The sequence below is a fragment of the Steroidobacter sp. genome (assembly GCF_036406195.1).
Classification (GTDB): Bacteria; Pseudomonadota; Gammaproteobacteria; order Steroidobacterales; family Steroidobacteraceae; genus Steroidobacter.
In genome coordinates this window covers 99,068-125,128 of record NZ_DASWVW010000055.1, presented here as the reverse complement: position 1 = coordinate 125,128, position 26,061 = coordinate 99,068, and the positions used below count along the sequence as shown (strand labels likewise).

Below are 26,061 nucleotides of genomic sequence, written 5' to 3'. Positions count from 1 at the left end.
TTGCCACCGGCATGGGCTGCATTGGCACCCTCCAGTCGTGGTACGCGTCGTTGTAGACGACGCGTACCCCCGGTTCGAATGGATCAGGCCGCTGCTCGCTCGTGCGTGGCGGCCATCGTATCGTGCGAGCCAGTTGCGCTCGCCGGCCTGGTCTCGTGGCTCGAGTGCAGCGCGAACGCCGAAATCGCCGTGAACATGTGCTCCGACTGGTCCTTCAGATCGGTGGCGGTCTTCAGCAACTCTTCGGCTGCATGGGCGTCACGCTGTGCGATCGTGTCCATGTGAGTGATGGCATGGCTGATCTGCTCGATGCCTTCGGCCTGTTCGCGGCTGGCACTCTGGATGTCCCCGATCACATCGGCCACGCGCCGGACGGCCTCCACCACCTGTCGCATGGAATTCTCGGCCTCGCTGGCAAGCTCGCCGCCGCGCGCCACGGTTTCGCTCGAGGCTCCGATCAGATCCTTGATCTCCTTCGCCGAGGCGGCCGAGCGTTGCGCCAGATTGCGGACTTCCTGGGCAACGACGGCGAAGCCACGCCCCTGATCGCCGGCACGTGCGGCCTCCACCGCGGCGTTCAACGCCAGCAGGTTGGTCTGGAAGGCGATGCCGTCGATGATGCCCACGATCTCGCCGATCTGGCGCGAGGACTCCAGAATCGATCCCATCGTGGCGTGCACTTCGCTGACGATCTGTCTGCCACGCGCCGTGATATCGAAGGAGTCTGCCGCAAGCTTGGCGGCCTGCTGTGCGCCGTCGGTATTGCGAGTGACCGTTGCCGTGATCTGCTCGACCGATGCCGCTGTCTCTTCCAGGCTCGCGGCATGCTCATGAGTACGATTGGTAATGATGCGGCTTGAAGACACCACCTCGGTAACGTGCCCACGTACTGCCGAGGCTGCTTCGAGATTGTCCCGGAGCACGCCCTGCAGCTTGACTCGCAACTGCTCGAACAATTGCGCGAGAGAGTCGACGCATTGGACGGCATCGCTGCAGATGCGGGTACGCGTGTCGCCACTCAGCAGCCTCGATGCGGCGGCCTGGAGTTGCTTCACGGGCCGAGCCACGTAGCGCTGCACGTAGTACAGGTTGGCGGCCGCGATGCCCATCCCCAGCAGAGCCAGCACTGAAATGGCGTTCATGCCCGAGTGGGCAAGGTTCATTGCCAGGATGCTGCTGAACAGTGCAATCAAGCAGCCGAGTACCAGCCAGGAGCCGCGTTCCAAGGGGAGATGAGTGATCAGGCGCTGCAAGCGCCCCGCCGGTGACAGGTCGACGATGCGGCCCTCGGTGACGCGAACGTTCCGGGCTCGTCCGGCGCGAATTGCCGCGTAGACGCGTTCGGCCCGCTCGATCTCCCGCCGCGTGGGTGCCACGCGAACGGACATGTAGCCGGAGACGCGACCGTTCTGCGAGATTGGCGTGATGTTGGCGCGTACCCAGTAGAAGCCGCCGTGCTTGCGCCGGTTCTTGACGAGGCCGGTCCAGCTCTTGCCTTCTTGAATCGTGGCCCACAGGTCCGCGAACGCTTCGCGAGGCATGTCGGGGTGGCGCACGATGTTCTGTGGTTCACCGAGGCATTCCTCGAGCGAGAACTGGCTCGCGTGGAGGAAGGCGGGATTGGCGTAGGTAATTCTGCCTGTCGGATCCGTGTGGGTGATAATCACGTCGTCATCACGTAACACGTACTCGGCCTGGGTCACGGGGCCGTTCATTCGCATGATTCTGGTCTGCTCACTTCAAAGCGTCGACTGGAAAACATTGATGGTTCTCGGCCGCCGGACGGAAAAAATGAAGGGTCGCGAGCATGGAATCAGGGTTTCGCTGAAGCGGCATTCGCCGGTTGCAGAGTCAAGGCACCGCAGCGTGACGCAATTCGCGATGTGCATGCGGTGTGAGCTCGATGGTCTGTCGATATTCAGGCACCAACACGGGCCATCCCAGCTCGCGCTCGATGCGCTGACGAAGCGCATCGCTGGCGCCCGGTTCGCCGTGGGTGATGAATGTCTGGCGCGGCGGCGTCTTCAGCTGCCTCATCCACGCCAGGATTTCATTCGCGTCGGCGTGCGAGGAGCTGGCCTGCAGTTGCCGTACTTCGGCACGGACGGGAAAATCCTGGCCGTGAATTCGTATGGTCGCTGCACCATTCACCAGCGATCCACCGCGTGTGCCGGGTGCCTGGAAGCCGGCAAGCAGGATCAAGTTGCGTTGCTCGCCGAGGAAGGCCTTGAGGTGATGAATGACGCGGCCCCCGGTCGCCATGCCGCTGGCGGAAATGATGATCATGGGACCGTCGCGCCGGTCGAGCGACTTCGATTGCTCCGGTGTGTTGATGAAACTGGCGGCGTTGCACATGAGGCTGTTGTCGGCGGCGCTGAGTCGATGCTCACGCATGAAGCGTCGGTACAGCCCGCTCGCATCGATGGCCATCGGGCTGTCCAGGTAGACAGGAACGTCGGGCAACTCGCCTCGGTGTTTGAGCCTCGCTATGTGCAACAACAGGGACTGCGCGCGTCCCACGGCAAAGGTAGGCACCACGACCACTCCACGACGAGCGATAGCAGGCCTCAGGCATCGCGCCAGCTCGACCTCCGGATCGATCTTGGGATGCTCGCGATCTCCGTAGGTTGATTCGCAGACCAGATAGTCGGTGGCCTCGGCAGCGGTCGGAGGGTTCAAGATGGGATCGTCGACTCGCCCCAGATCGCCGCTGAACGTGACGCTTACTCCATGACCTTCGATGCGAACGAAGCAGGCACCCAGCAGGTGGCCGGCGCGCCGCAAGGTAAACGTGGTGCCGGCGCCCAGCGAGGTGCCGTCGTCCATCGACACTGCACGAAATTGTCGCAGGCAGTCTTGCACATCGGCCTGGGTATAGAGCGGCAGCGCCGGCTTGTGCTTGGACAGGCCATGCCGGTTCAGGAAGGCCGCGTCATCTTCCTGCAGGTGCGCACTGTCGGGCAGCAGGACCTTGCAAAGCGCCAGCGTGCCTTCGGAACAATAGATGGGCCCTCGATACCCCTGCTTGGTGAGCACGGGCAGATAGCCGCTGTGGTCGATGTGGGCATGGGTGAGGACCACCGCATCGATGTCGCGAACCTTGAAGGGCAGGGCCGACCAGTTGCGCAGCCGCAGCTGCTTGTAGCCCTGGAACAGTCCGCAATCGACCAGGATGCGCCGGCCGCCGGTCTGTAACAGGTAGCGCGAGCCGGTGACCGTTCCGGCGGCGCCGTAGAAGCTCAGGCTGGCGGGTTTGTTGGTGGTTCGCATGCGATGTCAGGATGTTCCTCAGGTCGCTGGAGGTTTAGGATGATCGAGTATGAGGTGCCTGCCGGCAACGAATCCACGGGGAACCCGCGTTCAACTGCCATGATTCCGTAGAGGCGGCCGGCCCGGGCACCGGCACAATGCCCTTGGACCAAAGAATCGCCGCTGGCGGTAACCATTTCTGGAGGGTGTGCAATGAAAGTTGGTGAACTGTGTCAGCGCGGTGCCATTGCGATTGCCGACAGCGCGGATATTCCGGCGGCGGCGCAGATGATGCGAGAGCATCATGTCGGCTTCCTGGTGGTGTACAGCCAGGGCGACGAATTACGCCGCCCCATTGGGGTATTGACCGATCGTGACATCGTCGTCGGCGCGATCGCCAAGAAAGTGGACCCGGACGCGCTCAGGGTCGATGACCTGATGACCCGGCAGCCGGTGGTCGCCCAGGAAACCGAAGACCTGAGCGATGTGCTGCAGGCCATGCGCCTGGCGGGAGTCCGCCGTGTGCCAGTGGTCGACCATCGCGGCGCGCTGACCGGCGTCGTCGCGATCGACGATGCCTTCCACGTCATCACCAATTTCATGTGCGACATTACCGGTTCGGTGCAGAACCAGCAGCGACAGGAACGCCGTGCGCGCATTGGTTGAGGCGAGCGTCCCGCGCAGGCGGATGAAGGAGCCGAACATGAAGTTCTGGGCAGTGCCGGTCGCGGCCATGTCGTTGACTTTCGCCGCCTGCGCGCCCATGCCGACCCAGCGTGACTTGTCGCAAATGTCGGGTGCGGAGATGTACGAGTCGCTCTGCGCCAGCTGCCATGGCGCCCGTGGCGAAGGCGACGGCCCGGTCGCGCCCCTGATCAAGATCCATGTGCCCGATCTCACTCGCATCGCCCAGCGCGAAGGGGGCGAGTTTCCGGCCGAGGATGTCCACCGCACCATCGATGGCCGTTTCGACCGGCCGGCGCACGGCTCGCGCGACATGCCTGTCTGGGGCTGGCAGTTCTATCGCGGCGAGACGGCGAACGATCCCGGCGAGCGGGCCCGTGTCGATGCGATGATCGGCAAGCTCGTCGAGTATCTGCGTTCCATACAAAAGGGCTGACAGCGAATGCGCGCGACGCTCCTGTGCTCGATTGCGCTGCTGAGCTGGAATACCGCGGCAAGCTCGGCGGACTACGTCGCGATGTCGGGCAAGGAGTTGTACGCCCGCTTCTGTGCCAGCTGTCATGGACCGACCGGCCGCGGCGACGGACCGGTGGCCGACTCGTTCAAGGTGGAAGTCCCCGACCTGACGCTGATTGCCCGGCGCTCCAAAGGCGTGTATCCGCGGGACCGCATCGAGCAGATCATCGACGGCCGCCATGTCCTCGGCGCCCACGGCAGCCGCACGATGCCGGTGTGGGGCGAGGATTTCAACCGGCTGGAATTGGGCAATCCCGACGCCGAGCGCGCCACGCGCTTGATCATCTTGAGGTTGGCAGACTACGTCTGGCTGCTGCAGAAGCCCACCGCCAGCGCTCCAGCCCCCGCAGAGGCCAATGATGAGTAAGCGAGCTTTGAAAACGTTGTTGGTGGTCATCAACGATCCCTTTTCGAAGCATCAGCCGGCCTTGACCAAGGCCATGGCGCTGTCGGCTCGCAGCGGCGCGAAGCTGGTGCTGTTCAACTCGTTCATGATTCCCCAGCCGGTGAACGACGTGCCCATGACTTCGCGGCCGCAGATCATTGCGTCGGCAACGCGGCAGCGGCGTGAACGCATGGAGGAGTTGATCCAGAACGCCGGCGTTCGGGGCGCGAAGTGCATCGCCGCCTGGGACTATCCGGCGCACGAGGCCATCGTTCGACAGGTGGCGAAGACCAAGCCCGACCTGGTGATCACCGCGAGTCATCGGCATGGCCGCCTGGCTCGATGGCTGCTGGCCAACACCGATTGGGAGCTGATCCGTCAGTGTCCGTGTCCGGTGTGGTTCGTCAGGTCGCCCGAGATGGTCGCGGAGCCCAACATCCTCGTCGCCGTCGACCCGTTTCACGAGCATGACAAGCCCGCCGCGCTCGATGAGCGATTGGTCCAGACGGCGCGGGTCGTCGCCGACCAGTTTGGCGGTCGCGCCAGTCTGGTGCATGCCTGCCAGGTTCCCGACGGCGCGCGAGCAGTACGGTCGCTGGTTGTCGCTCGCGCCAAGCAGGCCGTGCAGGACCTGGCGAGCCGACACGGCATCGCTGCCGAGGCCTGCGATGTGAGAGTGGGCGCGCCCGAAGACGTGATTCCCTCCATCGAGCGTCGTATCGCCGCGGACCTGCTGGTCATGGGCGCGGTGTCGCGGAGCATCGATGCCCACCCTGTCATTGGCAATACTGCCGAGCGAGTGATCGATCGCGTTTCCTGCGATCTGTTGGTCATCAAGCCTTCCCGAGCCAGAGTCCCGGCGCTGAAGGCCGCCACACGACGGCCTGCGCCTACACGCACCAGAACCGGCACTCGCAACAAGCGCACGCCATCGACCTACGCAAGTTGATGGCGGCATTGCAGTCATGGCCGAGCGCATTCTGATCATCGACGGGCATCCAGACGCTGCTGCCGAGCGCTTCGTGCATGCACTGGCCAACGCCTATCGCGAGGGTGCGGAAGCCGGCAAACATGAAGTCATGATGCTGCGATTGGGTGAGATCGAGTTCCCGTTGCTGCGTACTCAAGCCGACTACGACAAGGGCGAGCCGCCGCAGGCCGTGCGGGAGTGGCAGTCCATGTTCGATTGGGCCTCGCACGTGGTCATCTTGTATCCGCTCTGGCTCGGCTCGATGCCGGCGCTGTTGAAAGGTCTGCTCGAACAGGTGCTACGGCCCGGCTTCGCTTTTGGCACGAAAAGACTCGGACGCTGGCCCGTCAAATTGCAGTCCGGCAAGAGCGCACGAATCATCGTGACGATGGGCATGCCCGCGTGGCTCTATCGCTGGTACTACCGCGCGCCCGGTGTGCGGAGCCTGCGAAAGAACATTCTGCACTTCATCGGTTTTCGCCGGGTCCGCGCCACGCTGATCGGCAATGTGGCCGGCTTGTCGAGCAAAGCACGACAGGCTTGCCTGGAGCGCGTGCGGGCGCTGGGACAGCGTGGGAAATAACGCTGTCGCAGGGAACACGTAGCACTTACGACGTTCTCCGAATGGCGGCAGCGGCGCGCGAAGTTAACCATTTCGGGCGCCGATTACCGGTCCAGCATTCATGGGAGAAACGACATGAACATTACTCGTTGGGAACCTTTCCGCGATCTGGATGACATGTTCCGGCAGTATTCGCCGTTCTTCTCGCGGGCGTTGCGACGCTTCGAGGGCGAAGAAGACGTCAAGTGGCGTCCGGTTGCCGATATCAGCGAGACCGACACGGAATATCTGATCAAGGCGGAGTTGCCCGAGGTCAAGAAGGAGGACGTCAAAGTCACTTTCGAAAACGGCCAGCTCACCATCTCCGGCGAGCGCCGCCACGAAAGCAAGCAGAAGAACGAGAACGAACTGCGCGTGGAGAGTTTCTACGGCTCGTTCGCCCGCAGCTTCATGCTGCCGGACAACGTCGATCCCAAGAACATTCGCGCCGAATCCAAGGATGGCGTGCTGCGCGTGCGAATCCCCAAGACCACGCCCACCAAGCCGGAACAACCCATTGCCATCGAGGTGAAGTGAACCGTGGCGTCGGCAGGCGCTCGGGCGCCTGCCGACAGCTGCAAGAGGTGCATCATGAGCTCACCATTGACGAGCGTTTCCGCAAGTAGATCGGACTCGGGCAAGCCAGGCGGGGTTGCACCAAGGATCATCACGAGGCGTAAGAAGCGCATCGATCACGCCGAGATCGTCCGCATGGCCGAGGCTGCAGCGCAAAGCCGTGCGGCCGAGAGACACGAAATGATTGCAACGGCGGCCTACTTCCGTGCGCAGCAGCGCGGCTTCGAGCCGGGGCACGAGCTCGAGGATTGGCTGGCTGCCGAATCTGAGGTCACGCACGCTCAGCAGGTGAGCGCCATCGTCTCAGGCGCTGACGTGCCGTAAGGTTATCGCTCGTCTTATCGCTCGTCGGAAGAGAAGACGCTAGAAGACCACTAGGGGATCAGCACTGCCGCACCGCTGAGTTTGCCGGCGCGTAATTTCTCCAGCGCTTCATTGGCGCTGCCGAGCGGGAGCGTCTCGATACTCGAGCGAATGCCGATCTCGCCGGCCAGTGCGAGAAACTCCACGCCATCGCGGCGGGTCAAGTTGGCGACCGATCGAATCGAGCGTTCGCCCCAAAGCAAAGAATAGGGCATCGCCGGAATGTCACTCATGTGGATGCCGCCACAAATGACACTGCCGCCCTTGCGCACGGCCTGCAATGCCAGCGGTACCAGATTGCCTACTGGAGCAAAGATGATCGCAGCATCGAGCAGCACCGGTGGACGCTCGTCGCTGCCTCCTGCCCAGCGTGCTCCGAGTTGCATCGCGACCCGTTGCGCCACCGAATCACCGGGGCGCGTGAAGGCATAGACATCCTGACCCTTGTGGCGCGCGACCTGGGCGACCAGGTGCGCGGCCGCGCCAAAACCATAAATGCCCAGATGTCGGGCATTGTCCGCCATGCGCCATGAGCGATAGCCGATCAGGCCCGCGCACAACAACGGTGCGGCGTGAACGTCGTCGATCCCAGCCGGCAACTCGAAGCAATAGCGTGCATCGGCCAAGGCATGCTCGGCATAGCCGCCGTCGAGTTGATAGCCGGTGAACGCGGCCTGGTCACAAAGATTTTCCCGACCGCTCGCACAGAACTCACATCGGCCGCAGGTGTAGCCAAGCCATGGCACGCCGAGCCTCGTGCCCGGGCTGAATGCGGCTCCCTCGCCGCAGGCGACCACCGTGCCGACGATTTCGTGCCCGGGGACTACAGGCAGGCGGGGATCGGGCAACTCGCCATCCACCAGATGCAGGTCGGTTCGACACACGCCGCAGGCGTGCACTTCGAGCAGCACCTGCCCGGGTCCCGGCACAGGCACCTCGCGCCGCTCCATGATCAACGATTCTCCGGGGCGGTGCAGCCGCATGCACAACGATTGTCCGCTCGTCATGAGAGCAGTCTCCAGCCAGATCTGGCAATGTATCACCCTGGGGTTGTGCGGGGTGGTTAGTGGGATTCAACGGTACACTGGCTGGCCTGCCCCGGCAGAGACTCAACCGATTGGATGAATGCGCGCCAACTGAACGAGGCGGGATCATGAGCTCGATCCGTAGCATACTGGTGATCGTCGATCCGACGGCGAAAGAGCAGCCGGCCGTGGCCAAGGCCGCCTTGCTGGCACCCAGGTTCTCGGCGCGGCTCGATCTGTTCATTTGCGACACTCACTCGGCCCGCAATGCGCGCCTGGCCCGACACCTGCGAGAGTCGCCGAAGACCCCGCCGGAGCCGCTGGATGCCTGGCTCGAGTCCATTGCAGAGCCCCTGCGGCGGCAAGGCATCGAAGTCACGACAGATGTATTGGCCGCCGACCCGCTGCACACCGCGCTCGTCGAGCGAGTGAAGCACACCTGCGCGGACCTGGTGATCAAGGACACCCATCAGCAAACGGCCACGAAACTGCCTTTCTTGACCAACACCGATTGGGAACTGATTCGGAACTGCCCGGTTCCCTTGTTGCTCGTCAAGCCGGCGCCCTGGTCGTCGGCGTTTCGCATTGGAGCGGCTGTCGATCCCGGCCATGAGGATGACAAACCGAGACTGCTGGATCGCTGCATCCTGCAGGAGGCTCGGAAGTTCGCGCAGGCACTCGGCGGCGAGCAGCATGTCATCCATTCCTACATTCCGGCAGCGGTGCTGGCGGCGGCGGTTGCTGTGCCCCCCGTTGCGATCGATACGACTGCCAAGGAGATGGAGGAGGAACGCAAGGCCAGGCTCGAGGAGCTGACCGCGCTGGTCGCCGACTATCAGGTGCCGGCGGAGAACATACACTTGGTAACAGGTGGGGTGTGCGAAGCGCTCTGCCGTATCGCGCGTGAGCGCGGTATCGACATCATGGCAATGGGCGCCGTCTCTCGCCGGGGTCTGAAGCGGATCATGATCGGCAGCACCGCGGAGTCTGTGCTGCAACAACTGCCGTGCGACATGCTGGTCGTCAAGAGTCCGAACTTCGCCGAGCTGCTGGCACTTTAAGCGCGGGCGGTGGCTGCGGGTGAACGCCAGTCGAATGCCAGGAAGTCCCAGGAGGATGGGGTGGGCACGGAATCTCGCGCGGCCACAACAGATTCGCAGTCGGTTCTACAGGCGCGTGAGCTGAGCAAGGTCTATCGCACCGGCGAAGTCGAAGTTCATGCCTTGCGCAACGTCAACCTGGACCTGGTCTCCGGAGAGTTGATCGTTCTGCTGGGCGCATCCGGCAGCGGCAAGTCGACGCTGTTGAATATCCTGGGCGGATTGGACACGCCCACCAGCGGCGAGGTTCGCTTTCTCGGCCAGCCGCTCACGGCTGTGGATGATGCCGCGTTGACGCGCTATCGCCGCGACCATGTCGGTTTCGTCTTCCAGTTCTACAATCTGATTCCCAGTCTGACGGCGCTCGAAAACGTCTCTTTGGTGACCGAGATCGCGCGACAGCCGATGGCGCCGGAAGAAGCGTTGCAACTGGTCGGCCTCGGGCCGCGCATCCATCACTTTCCCGCACAACTCTCCGGCGGCGAGCAACAGCGTGTGGCAATCGCGCGGGCGATTGCAAAGCGGCCCGATCTCTTGTTGTGCGACGAGCCGACTGGTGCACTCGACAGTCCCACCGCCGTTCTAGTGCTACAGGCTATCGAGCGCATTCACGCCGAGCTGGGTACGACGACGGCGCTCATTACTCACAACTCAGTGATCGCCGAGATGGCCACCCGCGTGCTTTACATGCGTGATGGCCAGATCCAGCAGGAGACGCGCAACGCGACCCGACGGGCTGCCAGCGAGCTGTCGTGGTGACCTCGGCCCTGAACAAAAAACTCTGGCGGGACCTGTGGCGCATGCGCGGCCAGGTGCTCGCGATCGGTCTCATCATGGCCTCGGGCATCGGCGTGCTGGTGATGGGGCTCTCCACGGTCGAGGCGCTTGATGAGACCGCCCGCGCGTACTACGAGCGCTATCGCTTCGCTCACGTATTTGCGAATGTCAAACGAGCGCCGACGCGGCTGCTTGCCGATATCGCGGCGCTGCCGGGTGTGCAGTCGGTCGAGGGACGCGTGGTCGAGTATGCCATCGTCGATATCGATGGCTTCGCAGAGCCCGTGGTAGGGCAACTGGTCTCGCTGCCGGCCCGTGTACCGCAGCGTTTGAATCTATTGACCTTGCGCAGTGGCCGTCTGCCGGCAACGCACGCCGATGACGAGGTCGTCATATCGGAGCCGTTCGCACGCGCCCATTCGTTGTATGCCGGCGACACGATCAAGGCCGTCCTGAATGGCACGTGGCGCGAGCTGCGAATCGTCGGCACGGCATTATCCCCTGAGTTTGTGTATGCCATCGGTCCTGGCGCGCTCATGCCAGACGACCGGCGTTTTGGCGTGCTATGGCTGCCTGAGCTTGCCTTGCAAGCAGCATTCGACCTCGAAGGAGCGTTCAATGAGGTGAGTGTGAGCCTGTTGCGAGGGGCGCGAGCGCAGGATGCCATCGATGGCATGGATCGCATCCTGGACCGCTATGGCGGCGTGGGTGCCTACGAGCGCGCCGACCAGCTGTCGAACTGGTTCCTCATGAACGAGATCAAGCAGCTGGGCACCTTGTCCCGCATTCTGCCCACGGTGTTCCTGGCAGTCGCCGCGTTTCTGACCAACATGGTGCTGGCGCGCCTCATTGCGCTGGAGCGTAGCGAGATCGGCCTGCTGAAAGCTTTCGGGTACACGCGCCGGCAGGTGGCGTGGCACTACGCGAAGTTCGTTCTTGCGATCGGCGCTTTTGGTATCGCGCTGGGCTGGCTCGCGGGCTACTGGCTGGGTTGGTATGAGACCCGGCTGTACGGCGAGTTCTTTCACTTTCCGTTTCTCTTGTACCGGCCCGCGCCGACGTCATTTGTCATCGCGGCTGTCATCGGCTTTGGCGCGGCTCTGCTCGGTGCTTTGCGCACGGTGTTCACGGCTGCTGCGTTGCCGCCGGCCGAAGCCATGCGCCCACCCGCGCCGCCGATGTTCCAACGGGTCGGCATTGTCGGACTCGGATTCGCCCAACGGCTGGAGCAACTGACCCGCATCATCATCCGGCAGGTGTGGCGTTGGCCAATGCGGACGCTGACCACCTGCGGCGGCATCGCGATGGCGACAGCGGTGCTGCTTGCCTCGTTCCAGTGGCTGGACGCCATCAACAATATCGTCGACGTGTACTTCCGGCAGGCGCAGTCGCAGGACGTAACCGTGATCTTTGCCGAGCCGCGCTCGATCGAGGTTGCCCGCAGCATGGCGCGCCTGCCCGGGGTGCGGACGGTCGAGCCGATGCGCGTCGTGCCGGCGAAGATGCGTTTTGGATGGCGCGAGCAGCGCGAGTCGCTGCAAGCCTTGCCGATGAATCAAGCGTTGTATCGAGTGTATGACGCGAACGGCAAGACGCTGTCGTTGCCCCTGGAAGGGCTGATGATCTCCTCGATGCTCGCTGAAATTCTCCACGTCGGTATCGGCGACGAAATCACGGTGGAGATTCTCGAAGGGCGCCGGGAGGTGCTGCGGATTCCGGTCGCAGCGATTTTCGAGACCTACATCGGCTCGCCGGCCTACATCGAAGAGCATGCGCTGGCGAGGCTGCTGCGAGAATCGCAGACCGTGTCGGCCATGCATCTGCGCGTGGATTCATTGCAGCTGCCGGCGCTGCTCGAAGAGCTGAAGACCTTGCCCCGATTGAGCGCGGTGTCGCTGCGCGCCGCGAACATTCAGATCTTCGACGAGACCATGGCACGCACACTGATGATATTCGTCTCGTTCTTCATCATGTTCTCGTGCGCGCTGTCCATTGGCGTTACTTACAACGCCGCCCGCATCTCGCTTTCCGAACGCGGCAGAGAATTCGCAACGCTGCGAGTTCTGGGCTTTACGCGCGGCGAGATCTCCTATCTGCTGCTCGGCGAAATCGCATTGCTTGCCGCGATCGCGTTGCCGCTCGGGTGCCTGCTCGGGCATCTGCTGGCCAAGCTGATCGTGACGGCATTCAAGACCGAGCTGTTCCGCGTGCCCTTCGTGCTGGATGGGTCCAGCTACGGGTGGGCAATGATCATCACGGTCGCCTCGACGGCGCTGTCGGCGGTGTTGGTGCGCCGGCGGCTCGATCGACTCGATCTCATCGCCGTTTTGAAAACTCGCGAGTAACCCATGGCTGGGACGAATGTTCGAAGAATGATCCTCTGGGCGCCGGTGGCGCTGTTGCTGCTTGCGGTGCTGCTGTGGCTGTTCCGCCCCCAGCCGGTCGCGGTCGACATGGCGGAAGTACGACAGGGCGCGTTCCAGGTCACGATCAGCGATGAAGGCGAGGCTCGGGTACGCGACGTGTTTGTCGTGTCGGCGCCGGTGGCCGGGCTGATGCGCAGGGTGGAGTTGAAGGCCGGCGACCACGTGGCGGCGAACCGGACGGAGATAGCCCGGTTGGAGCCGTCGGTCCCGATGTTCCTCGATGAGCGTGCCATCGCCGAGGCCCGCGCCGGCGTGGATGCAGCCAGTGCGGCAACGAAATTTGCGCAGGCTCAGGTGCGTCGCGCCGAAGCAGAGCGCGACTTTGCCGAGACGGAATTGCAGCGCCTGCGTGCCTTGGCCAGCAAGCAAAGCATCTCGCAGAACGATCTGGATGCAGCCGAACGCCGCGCCAAGACGAGCATCGCGGCAGTGGCCGAGGCTCAAGCGAGCTTGCGCATGCGGGAGTCGGAGTATGCGCAGGCAAAGGCGCGACTTCTGAATCCCTCGCAAGCCCGAGGCGCCAACAAGGAGTGCGACTGCGTCGTCGTGTACTCGCCGGTGTCCGGGGCGGTGCTGCGCGTACTGCAAGAGAGTGAGGCGGTGGTTGGCGCCGGTACTCCGATTCTAGAGATTGGCGATCCGGCGAACATGGAAGTGAGAGTGGATTTGCTATCCGAGGACGCGGTGCGCGTGCGCGCTGGCCAGCGTGTGCTCATCGAAAGCTGGGGTGGACCGGGATCGCTCGCGGGCGTGGTGAGGCGAGTCGAGCCATTTGCCTACACCAAAGTGTCCGCCCTCGGCATCGAGGAACAGCGCGTGAATGTCCTGATCGATTTGACGGAGCCGCGTGAGCGCTGGCGCCGGTTGGGCCACGGCTACCGAGTTCAACCGAGCATCATCGTATGGGAAGGCAAGAATACGCTGCAGGTGCCGCAGTCGGCGCTGTTCCGGGACGGCGAGCATTGGGCTGTGTTTGTTGTCGAAAACGATGAGGCGCGACTACGGCATGTGATCATCGGGCAGCACAACGCGACGCACGTGGAGATAAAGAGTGGCGTGTCTGCAGGGGAGCGCATTGTTGTGCATCCGAACGATCGTATCGAGGATGGCTCGCTCGTCGAGGCTCGAAGCGCTGCCTAGTAGCAGTCTGGTCGAAGCTGTGCATTTCCGCGAGGGTTTAAGCGGGTCCCCTTAATGGTTTTCTTGCCTGCCTTGGTAGGCTGTCGATAATAGCGAGGATGTGGGGTACCGCTTTGGAGTTCGCAGCATGAACAAGGGGCAGAAGCATCGGCCAATCCTCGTCGCGGTGCGCACGCCGGATCGGTCGGCCCGTCCTGTCCTGCGCAAGGCTGCAGCGTTGGCCAAGCTGTACGACGCGCCATTGCGAATCGTGCACGTGCTGGCCATACCGCAGGGCTCGCTGGCCAGGGCCGGCGCGACGGTCCGAAAGGCGGCACAGGCCGACTACAACGAGCGCGCGCTGAAGCTGGAGAAATTGGCAGGCCGGGCCGAGCTTCGCGGCCTGGACGTGACTACCACGGTGCGCTGTGACTATCCCGTGCAGGATGCCCTGGTCAGGGAAGCCATGGCCTGCCATGCCCGGATGTTGGTGGTAGCGACGCGGGGGCAGGGGCGGTTCGCCCGGCTGTTCCTCAGCAACATCGATTGGGACTTGATCCGCAATTGCCCGTGTCCGCTGTGGTTGAGCAAGTCCGACGAGCTCGACGTCCAAGCCCCCGTCATTGCGGCGGTCGATCCTTTGCACGCACATGCCAAGCCCACGATGCTCGATGACATCATCGTCGCGCACGCGGTCGAAGCGGCCGGCGGGCGGCCTGACAAAGTCCTGCTCTGTCATGCATACGAACTGCCCGAGGGCGTTGCCATCAACAGCCCGATCGAAGCGTATTGGATCGCGATGTCGAAGGAGGAGCAGCAGGCCCACGAAGAGAGCCTCAAGAAGGCCATCGCCAAGTTACAGAAGAAGGGCGGTGTTCCCGCGAAGAATTCGCTCCTCGTGCTCGGAGATCCCGCTTCTCAGTTGCCGAGGCTTGCGAAGAAACACGCAGCCGCTGTCGTGGTGATGGGCGCTGTCTCGCGCCGCGGCTTGCAGCGAATCTTCATCGGAAATACCGCAGAGCGGGTGATCGACAAGCTCGGCTGTGACGTCCTGGTCGTCAAGCCCCGCGGATTCAAGAGTCCGGTGGATCGCAAGACGTATCGGCAGCGGGTCGCACGACCGCGTCGCTCTGTATCGGCTCTTGGGCATTGACTTGGGCATTGACCTGGGCGTTGACCCGGTAACTTACAAACATTCCCTACTGGAGGCTGCATCATGGAAGCTTCGAATAGTTCAGAATCTCGCCACCCCGCCAGCGAGCGCGAGCTGAAAGAGGAGTTCGTGCTGGCGGATCGCGACCGCGATGGCCGCATCGATTTCGAGGAATTCGTCGGCCTCATGGAGGGGCTGGAAGCGGGCATGTCGCGTAGCGAGCTGCGGATCGGGTTCCATGAAATCGATACGGATGCCGATCACCTGATCGATTTCCGTGAGTTCGCGGATTGGTGGAGATCGGACTGAGGTCCGATGCGTCAACTCAGCAGGGTGCGTAGCGTGGAAGCGATGACACACCACGCGACCACCAGCAGCGAAGACGTTCGCAAAGCCACCAGCAGCACAAATCCGGCCAGCACGATGGCGAAGTCCGGTAATCCTCGGATCGCGCTGGTCCAGACCGGATCGTAAAGCGCAGCTGCGAGAAGCCCAACGACAGCAGCATTCACGCCCGCAAGCGCGCGTGCAGCGCCAGGATACTGCGTGATCGAGCGCCAGACGGGCAGCACGCCGGCAACAAGCAAAAACCCTGGCAGCAGGATGGCGAGCAGACTCACCAGTGCGCCGACGCCTGTGCCACCAATGTTTTCGATTCGCGCACCGAGGAACGCCGCGAGAGAAAACATCGGACCGGGCACCGCCTGAGCGCCGCCGTAGCCTGCTAGAAAATCGTCCTGTGTCACCCAGCCAGGTGTGACCACAGCCTCCTGCAACAGGGGCAATACCACGTGACCGCCGCCGAACACCAATGCACCCGCCCGGTAGAACGCTGCGGCGACAGAAGCAAGCGGTGATTCGCTGGCGATCGGCGTCAACGCAATCGCGAGCAAGAGCGTAAAGATGCACAGGAGCAGCAGCCCAGTGTGAGTCACGTATCGCAACGGGAAACCATCTGCCGCAGGAAGCCTTACATTGCGGCAGATGAATACGCCCAGCAGCGCGCCAGTCGCCACCGCGAGCAACTGAATCGCAGCGGAACCTGTCACCAAGATAATGCTCGCCGAGGCGATTGCGATGAGCCGCCGAGGAGCATCGGGCGCCAAGGTTCGCGCCATGCCGAGCAATCCATGCGCAACGACTGCGACAGCGACGAGCTTGAGGCCGTGGATCGCTGCCTGTCCCAGCGGGTTGTCGAGCAGCGACATGAGTTGCGCGAACGCCAACAGAATGAGCACTGACGGTGCGGTGAATGCGAAGCTCGCCGCCAGCGCTCCTCGCCAACCGCCCCGGATCAGACCCAGCGCGAAACCCAGCTGGCTGCTGGCCGGGCCTGGCAGAAATTGGCACAGCGCGAGCAGTTGACCGTATTGAGCTTCGTCAACCCAGCGCCGCCGCTCGATGAGCTCGCGATGAAAATAGCCGAGATGGGCAATCGGCCCCCCGAAGGAGGTCAGGCCGAGTCTCAGGAATGCAGTAAAGATCTCGGCCACCGAGCCGGATTGAACCGCGCGGCCGGAAGAGGGTGTATCGACAGGGTCGATCATGACTGTCGCGCAGGGTGGTCCGGTCAGCTCGTGTGCCAGGCAGGCGGCGCTACTTTGAGCGCTCGATCAGGCGTATTCTTGTACAGCACCGTTACAATCCGAGCGTCACCGGGTGTTCTCCTCTTCATGCGGGCTTGACCAGCACGGATACAGCTCATGATACGAATGCCGGCACAGTACGCGGTCTGACATGGGCGCGCCACCACCGACAACGCCCCTGGATGAATGGGTCTGGACGGCCACGACCCGCGATGGCACGCCGATCACGATCCGGCCACTGCGCAAGGATGACGAACAGCGCGAAATTGCCTTCGTGAACTCCTTGTCCGAGCGGTCGCGCTATTTTCGATTGTTCACGCCGTTGAAATATCTGCCGCCGCAGATGCTGCATCAGTTCATGGACGTGGATTACGATCGCCGCATGGCGCTGGTCGCGACGGTGGGGACGGGCGATCAGGAAGAGTTCATCGGCGTCGCTCGCTATGGTCCCACGGATCAGTCGGACCAGGCCGAGCTAGGCGTCACGGTGACGGATGCCTGGCAGCGCCGCGGCATCGCTGCCATCCTGGTTCGCGCGCTCATGCGTTTTGCCGCGGCCCATGGCTTTCGGGAGATCACCGGCGTGGTGCTGCCCGAAAACTACGCAATGATCGAGCTGGCGCGCAGCTTGGGGTTTACGACTCACATGGACGCTGCAGCGCATGTCATCAGGATCTCTCGTAAGCTACCGAGTGATTCCGAGGCGCCGGCGGAGGGCGCGCCTGAAGGCGGGCATTAGTGCTAGCCCCGCGTCCAGCGGCTATCTGAACTCGAAATATTCGTATCTCAGGTTCGAGCCTGGCAGACCGAGCTCTTTCATTCGCTCGCGAATGACTGCCAGCAGGCCCTTGGGGCCGCAGAAGCTGATCTCGACCGAGTCCGCGCCGGCAGTGCGAACGATTTCGTTGAATCGCGTGGTGAACTCGGCGCTGTGCGGGCCGGAGGCGACGGGGACCAGCTCAACCCCGCGCTCTCGCGCCATTTCGGTCAGCACATCGATGGGCGGAAAGTCGCGGCCGGGCGTGTAGCAGTAGAAGAGCGTCACCTTCTCGAAGCCTGCAGCGGCTCGATCTTTCAGCCATGCAATGAATGGCGAGATGCCCACGCCGCCGCCGATCCATATCTCCCGCTTCGCCGTTGCGGAACGCTTGAAGCGTCCCCAAGGCGCATAGATGTCGGCTCGCATGCCGATCTTGGCCTCGTGAACCAGCTTCTGCGTGTAATCGCCGAGCGAGCGAATCACGAAGTGCACGTGTCCGTTTGGATCATCGGCACCCGCGATCGTGAAGGGATGCGGCTCACGCAGGCCGTCGTGCTTGATCGAAATGAAGGCGAACTGGCCCGGCGTGAACTCGACGGTTCGATGCACTGGCGCAAGCTCCAGGTGAACTGCCCCGGCGCCGGGGGAAACCGCCGCGATCTGGTACTCGGCATGCTTCGACACCAACGGAAACAGCAGCAGCTTATAGGCTGCAGCCGCGACACCCAGAGTGGCGATGGCCGCGAGCCAGATGCCGGCGGGATCATCGATCGCAATGGGCGATTTGATACTCAGCCAATGCAGAATCACGATGACGAACAGCGGACCGGATAGCTTGTGCCACAAGCGCCAGGTACGGTATGGAATCGCCCGGTTCAGCGCCAGCATGACAATCAACATCAGTGCGACAAAACTCAGTTGTCGCACCGTGCGTGTATGAAATGGCGGCAGCGTCAGGATGGCGGCTGCGTCCCAGCCCTGGATGCCAGCCTTGAACGCAAGATGAAAAGACGCGAACCCCAGGGCCCAGACGGCTAGCCACTTGTGCGCGAGATAGACGCGATCGAGCCCGCCAAACCAGGACTCGATGAATCTCCAGCGCCCGCCCAGGATTGCGGCTGTGCCCATCAGCGAGAGTGCAGCCACTCCCGCACCCAGACTCAGCGCCGCCAACGTGTTCCAGTCGGCGCGCGGAATCTCGGCCAACACCAAGCCGAAGCTGACTGCTGTTAGGAACGCTATCGCCTGCCAGGCCTTGATGTGCATTGTCGGAGTCTGCGGCGACTCTCACGAGTCGCGAAATTGCGAATTGATCGGATTGGATAGGTGAATTGCCGTAGGTGGCCGTGGCCAAGCGGGCGGCTGAAGGGCCGTGGTCGGATTGGGCCGTGCAGCAGGGAACCAGCATGTCAGGCGGCTGTGCTGGTATCGCCAGGAGCGAACAGCCGGCCCAGGTGGCTTGTTTTCATTCCTGCGGAGTGTGTGGCGATCTATCACTCGTTTCAATCCTACGATGTTCAGAATTCACTAGCAGCTTCTGGAGTTCGGCCAGTCCTGCGTAAGCTAGGGCTCGCCAGTCGCCCTTTGTGCAGCGAGAGAACTGAGCTATTTGGATCGAGGAATCGGTAGGTCCCCTTCAGCTGGCTGGTGCTTGGTTCGAACTCCGCACACAGCAGATCTGTCTCGCGAGCGCGAATCACAGCGCATACTCCGCCTTGCGCTGATTGATTGACGAGATAGTCGGTCGTCCACATGCCGACTACGCCTCCAAGGGTCTTCATCGCGTAGCTCAGCCAAACAATAATGAATCCAGCCAGAACGACTTCACGATTGACTCCTGCACGCAATAGACCAGGAATGATGCCTTTGGCGGCATACGGATCAGGGCGCGCCGTCCTCTGTGCAGAGTCGTCGTCTTGATCTGCGCGCGATTGATGCAACTGACGCCGAGCAAGCCCGCCCACGAAAGACGTGCTGCTCCAATCTCCGCGCGTTACGCGCGCAGTGACTCTCGCCCCAGCTTTGCAAGGCTGGAATTCTCGGGATTTTCGAGTGATTCCGAGGACGTATGGATCTTCTTAGCTGTCCCCGGAACAGGAATTGGTGGAGGCGGCGGGAATCGAACCCGGCAAGAAAGGTAGGTGAATCAGTAAGTTACTGATTCATCAAGGCCCGTGGTCCCCTGAAACACCCCTTCGTCCCCTGATTTGCCACCAGATTTGCCACCAAGGTTACCCCCTGATGGGCAATCCGGTGCGGGTCACAAAACGATTATGCTTTGGGCCGCTTCACCAAGAGTTCTATCCTAACTCCGCGGGTGAGCACCAGTGGCATCGATTCGGCCGGCTTGTGTAATGGCGCATCCCGGGCAATGTTATGGCGCCAGCGACATGTGTTTCGCGTGGTTGCAATTCGTCGCATCGTGTTGCGGCCAACTCGGGAGGATCTCGATGGTTGCAAGTGCCGGCGCGACTCCCCTCACGAAGCAGTCTGCCCCACCGTGGCGCTGTCCATGAAGAGATCCAGGTAATCGACGATCTCCTTTACCAGATCTCGCCGACCAGGCTCGCCTTAAGCGGCGCAAGCACGTCATTCGGCAGCTTACTCCCTTCATCGACGGCACGCGCCAGGTCACTCGCCAGCGGCTCGGGCAGCAGCCGAGAACGCTCTCCGCCGCATCGATGTCCCGATCTCTAAGCATGGAATATAGGGGCAGGAGAAGTGCGCGTCGCTCCGGCACCGCGGCGATCGCCCTTGCAGCGCTGACGACCTGATCCACGTCTGCACGCACGCCGACGAGGATGCTCAGCGCGAACGCCGCCCTGGGCGGCCCCTTCGTGAGGTGCTCGTTGCGCACCTGTTCCACCGAACTGCTCTCGAGTTGATCCTCGTGGGCGATGAGCGCGTGCGCGGCGAGACGACGAATGACAGACGAATGACAAAGGAGTCATCCTGTAGGGCTGCGGTGACGACCGCAGCCCTACCTTTGGCGGTTCCATTGGCGACGAGGGCGCGCAACAGCGCACCGGTGATCCCCTCGGTCTCCAGCTTCATCGCGATTGCCAGACTCCGTTCACCATGGACATCGTCGAGCGGGGGTGGGCTACCGAGCACTTCAGCCGCGCCTTCGGCGATCGGGAACCGAATGCGGTGACCGTCCCAACGAATGTCTGGTGTCCAGGTGTCGGAGGCAAGTGTTACAAGGGCGTTGGTGTCCTCCGGGTGGCGACGTGCCTTCAGCAGCTTGAGCAGCGCGCCGCGCACCGCGTGACTCTTGTCGGCGGCTAGCACGAGTAGCGCACCAGGCAGAGTCCCAGGAACCCGTACCGACAGGGCTTCCATGGCACGCTTCGGACATCCGAGAAGCGAGGCGCCAGCCCGATCTCGACGACATCCCACCGCGCAGCCTGAATGGCGACATCGAGTGTGGCTTTCGCAAACTCGACCTCTTCATCGGAGTCGCGCAGCGGTTTCAGCAATTCCTTCAACTCGCCCGTCACGTCATCACCGCTGGCGGCAAGCACGCGTTCGCGCCAGCCGAAGACTCCGACTGCTTCCCGTGTTGAGGGAGCGCCAGATCGGCAGCGTCGACGGATTCGCTCTGGTGGTCGGCACGGATGCGGTCGCCTCGCGTAGCGCCTCGTTCAGAGGTGCTGGCAGCGACGCGGCGATGCGCGCAACTGCCGTCGGAAACACCGCGCTGTCCACGGGCTTGACGCTGGCCAGATCGCAGGCGAGTTGAAGCACTCGTTCCGTACCATAGCCGAGGAGCTCGCCCACGATGTCCGCCGGCTCACATGCGAGGTGACGGGCAAGTACCTCGGCCAACTCGACCCGCGCGGCGTCATCGGAGCTACCTTCAGTGAGGCGAGTGCGCGCCGCATCCGCTAGCACCGCCGGCCAATGCGAGGCGACCTGTGCGCAAAGGTTTGACTCCGACTCGGTGCGCGCCGCGCGCGCCGCGAGCGCGCGCTACTCCACATCGTTCGTACCCGAGTCGCGTCCCGCCGCACCAATCCAATCCTTCAGTAGGTGTGCAGCGCGGGTGATTCCGGAAGCTCTGCCAGCCCATGCGCTCGCGCCGGGCGGCCACCTACGGACGTGCGTACTGATCTCGAATTGGACGATTGTCGGCGCAGAGTGCACGCTGGATGCCGGCTCAGGAAGATCGCATGAGCGTCGAAATCGAGCGGCAGCAGCGGAGTCGCTGAAGCAATCGGCTGCTTCGAGCCCGCTGAAAAAAAGTATGGACCGGTGGTGAAGCGCGAGAATTGACGAGACTTTCGTAGGGAGGGATTCTGAAAGCTGGTCAGATGCTTGAATCGTCTCCTGGTGCTGTGGGGAAGAACAGGTTCACTGACGATGTGAGCAACCCGAGAAGCTGCCCACAAAACGGCAAGCTCCGCTTCGGCTGCGAGAGCTGTTCTTGTATTGACGTGCTCCAGACGGCTGACTAGCTCGTTGAATTTGTCTGGAGTGAGCTGACTGGAGAACTCAGTCAACATTGAACAGAGGCGTCGTTGGGTGAATATCGGCATCGATCCAAATATGGCATGGCGCGTCGAGCGAGCAAAGCGCTGTTTGCTCGTTTGCTCGACTGCCGTTCGAGAGAGGGAGGGAGATTTTTGCGGTGATCGCATTTGCGACAAGTTGCGACTGATTGCCCCTTTGTGGGAAGCAGCCCGGCGGACAAGGATGAGCGCGACACCTGTTTATCGACGAACGTGGCGGATTCTGCGCTTGTTGAGACCATGGCGTGTCGGCCATCGTGTCCGCATGGACCGCATTTCTCCGCATCTGCTTGACGAACTAGCGCGCATCCACGCACGCGCGGCGGCACGGGGGCTATTTCTCACAGATCGTTGCAGATGAGGCGAGGAATCGCGACCGCGGAGTGGGTCGACCGCGAGACAAGCTAGCTATGGTCCATCGGCTCCTTGACGGGATCGATTCACGAACTCATCGCTGCGGTCTTCGACCTGCATGCCTGCGTACCGTTCCAGAAACCTTGCGAGCGATGCGCATATCGCCCGCGTGTTTGCCTTCGATACGGAATTGTCGCGCGCTGCAGCGATTGATCGCTGTGACCACGTTCTGAAGCGTTTCGGCTTTGAACTCGAGACGGCGTTAGCGCCACGGGCGACGAATTGGTACTCCGGTTTACATTTTGCGAACTGCCAATCGCTCACAGTGTTTCCGTCGCCGTCTCGCCAGCCGGCACGGCTCCCGGTGAATCGCACAGTGACGTGGCGCGCAAAGCCTCGGGCCATCGGGATATGCCGAAAGCGATAGCCGGGCGCCCCCCACGCGCAGTATCCTACACCGGACCGAGAGGCGAGAACTCACCGCGTAGGACGTCGGCGGAACGGGGCGCGCCCGATTTACTGCAGACGCCGTTGGCTGCTGGATACGTCATCGTCGGCAATCGATTCCTACGATTGGCTGCGTGCCGCACGAACGTGCGAAGGAAAGTTGTGGCGCACCCATGTAATGTACACCGAGCCTTGGCACCGGGTTTGTCCTGGTCCGGCGCAAGGGCGTCGCCCGTCTGGCCGGCGTTTGTAGCGAGGTAGGAAGTGGTCGTTCCATGCTCGATACCCCGCGTAAACCGTCGGTTTTCGCGTCGCCGTGAATTAGAATACGTACTCGACCCTCTGCTGGTGGGGCGCGTTCAATCTATCGGAATGACCTATGACCTCGGCTGTATCCATTATCCGCGGAACGAACAACAAGCCGGCTGCAAGCCGGGCACTCGCTGACTACTTTGCGTCTGACGGCGAGAATACCGGAGAGTTGCTGATCGGCTTCCCCATCATCGGCACCGCCGAAGGTCGGCACCCGATCGATGCCGTCCTGATCTCGCCGGAGCGAGGCATAGTCATTTTTGATATGATCGAGGGCACTGAGCCCGGTGATTTCGCGGACCGACAAGATGATTCCGCAAACAAGCTGGAAGCCCGGCTGAAGACCTATCGGGAGCTCACACGCGGGCGTGAGTTGATTGTCCCGATCAATACATTGTCCTTCGCGCCTGGTATCGCCAATCCAGAGAAGCACGCGGACAACGGGCATCTGCTCGCGAACCGGGACACCCTCGGCGAATCATTGAGCGAGTTCAAATGGCGCGAATCAAGCACGACCGTTTACGCTGCTGCGCTGTCCGCGATACAAAGCATCTCGACAATTCGAAAGAGCCGCACCAAACGGTCGATCGCGAAGCCTGATTCTAGAGGTGCGAAACTGAAGCACCTCGAAGACTCAATCGCTACCCTTGACAATCTTCAGAGCAAAGCAGTTCTTGAAACCGTCGAGGGCGTGCAGCGCATTCGCGGTCTTGCTGGATCTGGGAAAACCATCATCCTCGCCTTGAAAGCAGCCTATCTGCACGCTCAGCATCCGGACTGGCGTATTGCGGTCACTTTTAACACCCGATCCCTGAAGGGGCACTTCCGGCGGCTCATCAATAACTTCTCACTCGAGCAGACGGGCGAAGAGCCGGACTGGGACAATGTTCGAATACTCAATGCATGGGGCGCACCGGGAGGCGGGGAGAGAGAAGGCATCTATCACGAATTTTGTCGTGCGCATGACATCGAATACCTAGACTTTCGGATGGCGAAGGCGCAGTTCGGCAGCAGTCGAGCATTTGCGGGAGTGTGCAGTCGTGCTCTGAGCCAAATGCAGAAGCCGAAGGCGCTGTATGACTTCATTCTGGTTGACGAAGCTCAGGATTTTCCGCCTGAATTTTTGCGCCTGTGTTATGAGCTCTTGGACAAGAACAAACGTCTCGTCTACGCATACGACGAGCTGCAGAACCTTTCCGGTGCTTCAGTTCCGCCTCCCGAAGAGATATTCGGCAAGTCGGCCAGCGGTTCACCACGCGTCCGGTTTGAGGAGCCAGAACTTGGGAAACCACGGCACGATGTCATTCTGGAGAAGTGCTATCGCAACTCCAGGCCTGTGCTGGTAAGCGCTCACGCACTCGGGTTCGGTATCTACCGCGAGCCTGCACGCAAGGGTGCTACCGGGCTGGTACAGATGTTCGATCAGCCTCCTTTGTGGGAGGAGATAGGATATGTAGTCAAGAGCGGCGCGCTCACGCCGGGATCCAAGGTCGTGCTGGCGCGAACTGAAGCGACTAGCCCTTCCTTTTTGGAGAAACATTCGCCGATTGACGATCTAGCGCACTTCGTAAGATTCGACAGCGAAGATGCGCAAGCCGAATGGGTGGCCAAACAGATACAACACAATCTCTCGCAGGATGAGCTGCGGCACGACGACATAGTCGTCATCAATCCGGACCCCCTAACGACGCGAGAGCGTGTAGGTCCGATCAGAAAGCGCTTGCTGGACATGCGGATCAGTTCACATCTCGCCGGCGTCGATACGGATCCAGACGTCTTTTTTCAGAGCGACACCCCGTCGATTACCTTTACGGGGATCTATCGTGCAAAGGGAAACGAGGCGGGGATGGTATACATCATCAACGCGCAGGACTGCTTTGCAGGCTGGAATCTGGCGAGTGTCCGGAACCGCCTGTTTACCGCGATAACTCGGAGCAAGGCATGGGTGCGTGTCGTTGGGTTCGGAGACGCCATGGATGGATTGATACAGGAGTTCGAGCGCCTCAAGAACAACAATTTCGAGCTGCGTTTCAAGTATCCGACCGACGAAGAGCGAAAGGAGCTCATGATCGTTCACCGAGACATGACTGCGGAAGAGCGCAAGCGTCTCCGTTCTCGGAACAAGGGGCTGGAAGAGCTTGTCAGCGACCTCGAAGAGGGAACGGTCCAAGCTGAAGATCTCGATGACGACTTGCTTGAGAAGCTGCGCGACCTCCTCATGAGGCGTCGGTGACTTATGCCGACTCCAGGAGGGATTCAGCAGCAGATCGACCGGCTCGTCTCACATCTCGTCGAGATCGGGTTATCGAGCGATCAGAACTTTGCCCATCAGCGTCAGGGGCCGAGTGGCTATGTGGAGGTCACGTTCCCTCAGGCTCAACATATCGGTGCCGCGCTGAAGGATCGAAGCTACACCGAGACTTACGAGCATATCGCCCGAGAGCGCGCGTATAACGTCAAGATGGCGGATGGTGCTCTGCTACAGATGACGTACGCTTTCGCTGGGGGGGACTTGCAGCAACATCGCCTTGCATTCTTCCCGGCGCCTCACCTCGAGGAATTTCAGAACAATCCCGAGATTTACATGGAGGATGAAATCTATGCGGACGTGGTGGCGCGTAGTATTGTGCCGTTCCCGCTCCGCTTCGACTTTGATGCTAGAGACGGGGTACATGTCGAGCTGACGCACCCAAAGTCACACTTGACGCTCGGTCAATACGAGAATTGCAGGATTCCCCTCTCTTCGGCGCTCACGCCGTTTTGGTTTGTCGACTTTGTGCTGCGGAATTTCTATCACACCGCATTCAACAAATACGCGGCGCAATTGCCGACATTCACTGAGGTATTTCTGGAGTCGATTCTGGCGGCTGAGAGGAGGGTCATTCACGTTCAAGTCCCCGCCTAGCGCCTAGCTGCGGGCGGTGTACAGCTCCACACGACGGCAAGCCCCTGGCTTCCTATAATGGATCCGACCTAGTGGCAGAGTTCCGATCAGGTGGACGCGATCTGCTCCGCCCCGTTATGAAAGTTGCGTTGTACGTCACTCTGACCTGGGCCGCATGCTCGCGTAGTAAACGATCTCAAACTGGCGAAGTCCCGCGCGACCCCACTGCCCCGGCCAAATGATTCTTGAAGCAGGGTAGGATA

General features: G+C 61.8%; 24 protein-coding genes. 17 read left to right on the top strand and 7 right to left on the bottom strand.

Annotated features, from left to right (window positions below):
* Positions 1-83 precede the first annotated feature (83 nt).
* Positions 84-1,721, bottom strand: coding sequence for a methyl-accepting chemotaxis protein (locus VGE08_RS21230; RefSeq protein ID WP_331069923.1), 1,638 nt, complete (start codon positions 1,719-1,721; stop codon positions 84-86).
* A 130-nt stretch (positions 1,722-1,851) separates the two neighbouring features.
* Positions 1,852-3,270, bottom strand: coding sequence for an MBL fold metallo-hydrolase (locus VGE08_RS21225; protein ID WP_331069922.1), 1,419 nt, complete (start codon positions 3,268-3,270; stop codon positions 1,852-1,854).
* A 192-nt stretch (positions 3,271-3,462) separates the two neighbouring features.
* On the opposite strand from VGE08_RS21225, the gene VGE08_RS21220 reads away from it, so the two are divergent.
* The 7 genes from VGE08_RS21220 (at position 3,463) to VGE08_RS21190 (ending at position 7,305) form a co-directional block, all read left to right on the top strand.
* Positions 3,463-3,915, top strand: coding sequence for a CBS domain-containing protein (locus VGE08_RS21220; protein ID WP_331069921.1), 453 nt, complete (start codon positions 3,463-3,465; stop codon positions 3,913-3,915).
* Between the two features lie 37 nt (positions 3,916-3,952).
* Entirely contained in the window at positions 3,953-4,369 is a 417-nt protein-coding gene (locus tag VGE08_RS21215) for a cytochrome c (protein WP_331069920.1), read from the top strand.
* Positions 4,370-4,375: 6 nt separating this feature from the next.
* The gene (locus VGE08_RS21210; protein WP_331069919.1) at positions 4,376-4,816 is read left to right on the top strand and encodes a cytochrome c; all 441 of its coding nucleotides are present in this window, start codon (positions 4,376-4,378) and stop codon (positions 4,814-4,816) included.
* Positions 4,809-5,783, top strand: a complete 975-nt coding sequence (locus VGE08_RS21205; protein WP_331069918.1) for a universal stress protein — start codon at positions 4,809-4,811, stop codon at positions 5,781-5,783. Before VGE08_RS21210 ends, VGE08_RS21205 begins: the two co-directional genes overlap by 8 nt.
* A gap of 16 nt (positions 5,784-5,799) precedes the next feature.
* Positions 5,800-6,387: an NAD(P)H-dependent oxidoreductase gene (locus VGE08_RS21200; protein ID WP_331069917.1), complete on the top strand. Its 588-nt coding sequence runs from the start codon at positions 5,800-5,802 to the stop codon at positions 6,385-6,387.
* A 114-nt stretch (positions 6,388-6,501) separates the two neighbouring features.
* Positions 6,502-6,942, top strand: a complete 441-nt coding sequence (locus VGE08_RS21195) for an Hsp20/alpha crystallin family protein (protein ID WP_331069916.1) — start codon at positions 6,502-6,504, stop codon at positions 6,940-6,942.
* Between the two features lie 54 nt (positions 6,943-6,996).
* Positions 6,997-7,305, top strand: a complete 309-nt coding sequence (locus VGE08_RS21190; protein ID WP_331069915.1) for a DUF2934 domain-containing protein — start codon at positions 6,997-6,999, stop codon at positions 7,303-7,305.
* Positions 7,306-7,355: 50 nt separating this feature from the next.
* Here the strand turns inward: VGE08_RS21190 and VGE08_RS21185 are convergent, their stop codons facing one another.
* The gene (locus VGE08_RS21185) at positions 7,356-8,351 is read right to left on the bottom strand and encodes a zinc-dependent alcohol dehydrogenase family protein (protein ID WP_331069914.1); all 996 of its coding nucleotides are present in this window, start codon (positions 8,349-8,351) and stop codon (positions 7,356-7,358) included.
* Positions 8,352-8,497: 146 nt separating this feature from the next.
* Here VGE08_RS21185 and VGE08_RS21180 point away from each other — a divergent pair, with 146 nt between their 5' ends.
* The 6 genes from VGE08_RS21180 to VGE08_RS21155 all read left to right on the top strand — a co-directional run bounded on the left by VGE08_RS21180 (position 8,498) and on the right by VGE08_RS21155 (position 15,253).
* Entirely contained in the window at positions 8,498-9,430 is a 933-nt protein-coding gene (locus VGE08_RS21180) for a universal stress protein (RefSeq protein ID WP_331069913.1), read from the top strand.
* Positions 9,431-9,490: 60 nt separating this feature from the next.
* Entirely contained in the window at positions 9,491-10,228 is a 738-nt protein-coding gene (locus VGE08_RS21175) for an ABC transporter ATP-binding protein (RefSeq protein ID WP_331069912.1), read from the top strand.
* A complete protein-coding gene (locus VGE08_RS21170) occupies positions 10,225-12,591 on the top strand; it encodes an ABC transporter permease (protein ID WP_331069911.1) in 2,367 nt (788 codons plus the stop codon). Before VGE08_RS21175 ends, VGE08_RS21170 begins: the two co-directional genes overlap by 4 nt.
* Positions 12,592-12,594: 3 nt before the next feature.
* On the top strand, positions 12,595-13,812 hold the full coding sequence (locus VGE08_RS21165; protein ID WP_331069910.1) for an efflux RND transporter periplasmic adaptor subunit: 1,218 nt from the start codon (positions 12,595-12,597) through the stop codon (positions 13,810-13,812).
* 127 nt (positions 13,813-13,939) lie between these two features.
* Positions 13,940-14,944, top strand: coding sequence for a universal stress protein (locus VGE08_RS21160; RefSeq protein WP_331069909.1), 1,005 nt, complete (start codon positions 13,940-13,942; stop codon positions 14,942-14,944).
* A gap of 63 nt (positions 14,945-15,007) precedes the next feature.
* On the top strand, positions 15,008-15,253 hold the full coding sequence (locus tag VGE08_RS21155) for an EF-hand domain-containing protein (RefSeq protein ID WP_331069908.1): 246 nt from the start codon (positions 15,008-15,010) through the stop codon (positions 15,251-15,253).
* An 11-nt stretch (positions 15,254-15,264) separates the two neighbouring features.
* Here VGE08_RS21155 and chrA read toward each other — a convergent pair whose 3' ends face one another.
* Positions 15,265-16,491, bottom strand: coding sequence for a chromate efflux transporter (chrA, locus tag VGE08_RS21150; protein ID WP_331069907.1), 1,227 nt, complete (start codon positions 16,489-16,491; stop codon positions 15,265-15,267).
* Between the two features lie 190 nt (positions 16,492-16,681).
* Here chrA and VGE08_RS21145 point away from each other — a divergent pair, with 190 nt between their 5' ends.
* On the top strand, positions 16,682-17,269 hold the full coding sequence (locus tag VGE08_RS21145) for a GNAT family N-acetyltransferase (RefSeq protein ID WP_331069906.1): 588 nt from the start codon (positions 16,682-16,684) through the stop codon (positions 17,267-17,269).
* 21 nt (positions 17,270-17,290) lie between these two features.
* Here the strand turns inward: VGE08_RS21145 and VGE08_RS21140 are convergent, their stop codons facing one another.
* The 3 genes from VGE08_RS21140 to VGE08_RS21130 form a co-directional block, all read right to left on the bottom strand.
* Positions 17,291-18,550, bottom strand: a complete 1,260-nt coding sequence (locus VGE08_RS21140) for a ferredoxin reductase family protein (protein ID WP_414717520.1) — start codon at positions 18,548-18,550, stop codon at positions 17,291-17,293.
* Positions 18,551-20,095: 1,545 nt separating this feature from the next.
* Entirely contained in the window at positions 20,096-20,554 is a 459-nt protein-coding gene (locus tag VGE08_RS21135) for a hypothetical protein (RefSeq protein WP_331069904.1), read from the bottom strand.
* A gap of 20 nt (positions 20,555-20,574) precedes the next feature.
* Positions 20,575-20,814 carry a hypothetical protein gene (locus VGE08_RS21130; RefSeq protein ID WP_331069903.1) on the bottom strand — a complete coding sequence of 80 codons (240 nt, stop codon included), beginning with the start codon at positions 20,812-20,814 and terminating at the stop codon, positions 20,575-20,577.
* A gap of 35 nt (positions 20,815-20,849) precedes the next feature.
* Between VGE08_RS21130 and VGE08_RS21125 the strand changes: the two genes are divergently transcribed.
* The 3 genes from VGE08_RS21125 to VGE08_RS21115 all read left to right on the top strand — a co-directional run bounded on the left by VGE08_RS21125 (position 20,850) and on the right by VGE08_RS21115 (position 25,819).
* On the top strand, positions 20,850-21,032 hold the full coding sequence (locus VGE08_RS21125; RefSeq protein WP_331069902.1) for a hypothetical protein: 183 nt from the start codon (positions 20,850-20,852) through the stop codon (positions 21,030-21,032).
* 1,949 nt (positions 21,033-22,981) lie between these two features.
* The gene (locus VGE08_RS21120) at positions 22,982-25,147 is read left to right on the top strand and encodes a DEAD/DEAH box helicase (RefSeq protein WP_331069901.1); all 2,166 of its coding nucleotides are present in this window, start codon (positions 22,982-22,984) and stop codon (positions 25,145-25,147) included.
* A gap of 3 nt (positions 25,148-25,150) precedes the next feature.
* Positions 25,151-25,819: a DUF2290 domain-containing protein gene (locus VGE08_RS21115; protein ID WP_331069900.1), complete on the top strand. Its 669-nt coding sequence runs from the start codon at positions 25,151-25,153 to the stop codon at positions 25,817-25,819.
* Positions 25,820-26,061 lie beyond the last annotated feature (242 nt).